This is a genomic window from Pseudoalteromonas sp. 120-MNA-CIBAN-0494 (assembly GCF_040308885.1).
GTDB classification, from domain to species: Bacteria; Pseudomonadota; Gammaproteobacteria; order Enterobacterales; family Alteromonadaceae; genus Pseudoalteromonas; species Pseudoalteromonas nigrifaciens.
In genome coordinates this window covers 1-1848 of the sequence record NZ_JBEOOE010000073.1, presented here as the reverse complement: position 1 = coordinate 1848, position 1848 = coordinate 1, and the positions used below count along the sequence as shown (strand labels likewise).

The following is a 1848-nucleotide window of genomic DNA, read 5'->3' as shown; positions in this document are numbered from 1 at the left end:
TTAGAAGCATAGACACGCGCTAACGTTTGAACTAAATCGCTGCCATAGCGCAGCTCTAAACGGTTGTCATATAAACGCACAAGTAATCGGCTACCAATAAGGCGTGACGGGACGCTATAGGTAACACGTTTCAATGAAACAGTACTCGTACGTGACACCGTTAGATAATGCTCGGTGTAACTGACGCTCATCGTCTTTGGTAAAGCATGTAATTGTCGCTGCTCTACTGCGTATTTATCACTTACAAGGCGATTACGGCGAGCAACAATATCGGCAACAAACGATTCGTAGACTTCTCTTGTCTGAAAGTCATAACTACCACGGATTTTTAATGCTTGCTCCAGTTGCGATTTAAGGTGCCCATGAGGGCTCTCAATAGCCCCATTTTCATGCGCAATACCGCGGTTATTGCTGGTAACACGTGGTCCTAAAAGCTTCCATTAAGGTAAGGAAATTCTATGTTAGAACAAACGATAACTCAGCTTCGTCAACTCAAACTCAGTGGTATGGCCAACGCCTTAGTGAGCCAAATGGAACAACCAAGTACTTATGAAGGGTTGTCCTTCGATGAGCGACTACAACTGCTAGCAGACAGTGAAGCCCAAGACCGAGAGAGCCGAAAACACCAACGCTTACTTAAAGCGGCAAAACTTAAATTAGCCGCTAACGCCAGAGACATAGATTATCATCACCCGCGAGGTCTCAATCAATCGATGATGGCATCGCTACTGCAATGTGATTGGCTGAATAAATCACAAAACTTACTCATCACAGGCCCTTGCGGTAGCGGTAAAACCTATATCACTTGTGCACTTGCGCATACAGGATGCATGAAAGGCTACAGCGTTAAATATTACCGACTCTCAAGGTTGATGCTTGCGCTGACACAAGCCAAAGCAGATGGCACTTACAGTCGAATGTTACAGTCACTCGCTAAGATCGACTTACTCGTTTTAGATGATTGGGGGCTTGAGCCACTTAAAGCGGCACAACGAAATGACTTAATGGAGATCATGGATGATAGGCACGGCAGTTCATCAACCGCCATCATCAGTCAATTACCCACCGAAGAATGGCATCAATCCATCGGCGATAATACCTTAGCCGATGCCATTTTAGATCGACTAATGCACAATGCTCATCGGATAAAATTAAAGGGGGAGTCTATGAGAAAAATTCAATCTAAAATTGACCATCGTGAACACTTAGGTTAAAAATGTCATGAACCCAATGCGTGGAATTTAAGTGTTCACGATAAAACCGGAATCGGTGTTCACCATCACCGGAATACGCAAACAGCAATACCATTGTAACCCGGCAGTTTTTTTGCAGCATGATTAGCCGCCTTTGCCAATGTAGGTGTGGGCCCAAACCCAACACCCACAGGTAAGCCCGTTTCTCGCCAAACGGCACGACGTATTGTTTGCCCATAATCAGCCCAGTCATTAATAAGGCGAGAAAACCCAGTAAAGCGCAGAAACGACTCATCGATACTGTACACATAGTGGTCATCACAAAACCGGTTAATAACCGTCATCATTCTTTCACTTAAATCAGCATACAGCTCATAGTTAGAGGAGCGAACAACCACATTTTGCTGCTCTAAATAGTGCTTAATTTTAAAATATGGTTGGAATTTTGGAATATTGAGCTTTCTGGCAATAGGGCAGATAGCGCAAATACAGCCGTCGTTGTTTGTTAGCACAACAACTGGTTTAAAACGAATAGATGGATCGAACACCTTTTCTGCACTGGCATAAAAAGCCACCGCATCTACCCAATAGCGCCAAGTGCTCCATCTAAATCTAATGAGCCAAAGCGAGTTAATTTAGGTGGTGGTGAAAGGCG

Annotated in this window: 2 protein-coding genes and 1 pseudogene; 1 reads left to right on the top strand and 2 read right to left on the bottom strand. The window is 44.2% G+C overall.

Features of this window, described 5'->3' with window-relative positions; all coding sequences use genetic code 11:
• The coding region (locus AAEY55_RS18790; RefSeq protein WP_407072710.1) for a Mu transposase domain-containing protein at window positions 1–191 on the bottom strand (191 nt) is incomplete at its 3' end.
• Window positions 192–458: 267 nt separating this feature from the next.
• On the opposite strand from AAEY55_RS18790, the gene istB reads away from it, so the two are divergent.
• Window positions 459–1214 (top strand): IS21-like element helper ATPase IstB, encoded by a 756-nt coding sequence (gene istB / locus AAEY55_RS18000; protein WP_350552576.1) that lies wholly within the window; start codon window positions 459–461, stop codon window positions 1212–1214.
• An 80-nt stretch (window positions 1215–1294) separates the two neighbouring features.
• On the opposite strand, the pseudogene AAEY55_RS17995 reads toward istB, so the two are convergent.
• Window positions 1295–1810 (bottom strand): annotated as a pseudogene (locus AAEY55_RS17995) (DNA polymerase V subunit UmuC); the annotation flags it as partial.
• Window positions 1811–1848 lie beyond the last annotated feature (38 nt).

What these genes read in the sequence shown, in the direction of transcription:
- istB (WP_350552576.1), top strand. Translation starts at nt 459, where the DNA reads ATGTTAGAACAAACGATAACTCAGCTTCGTCAACTCAAACTCAGTGGT.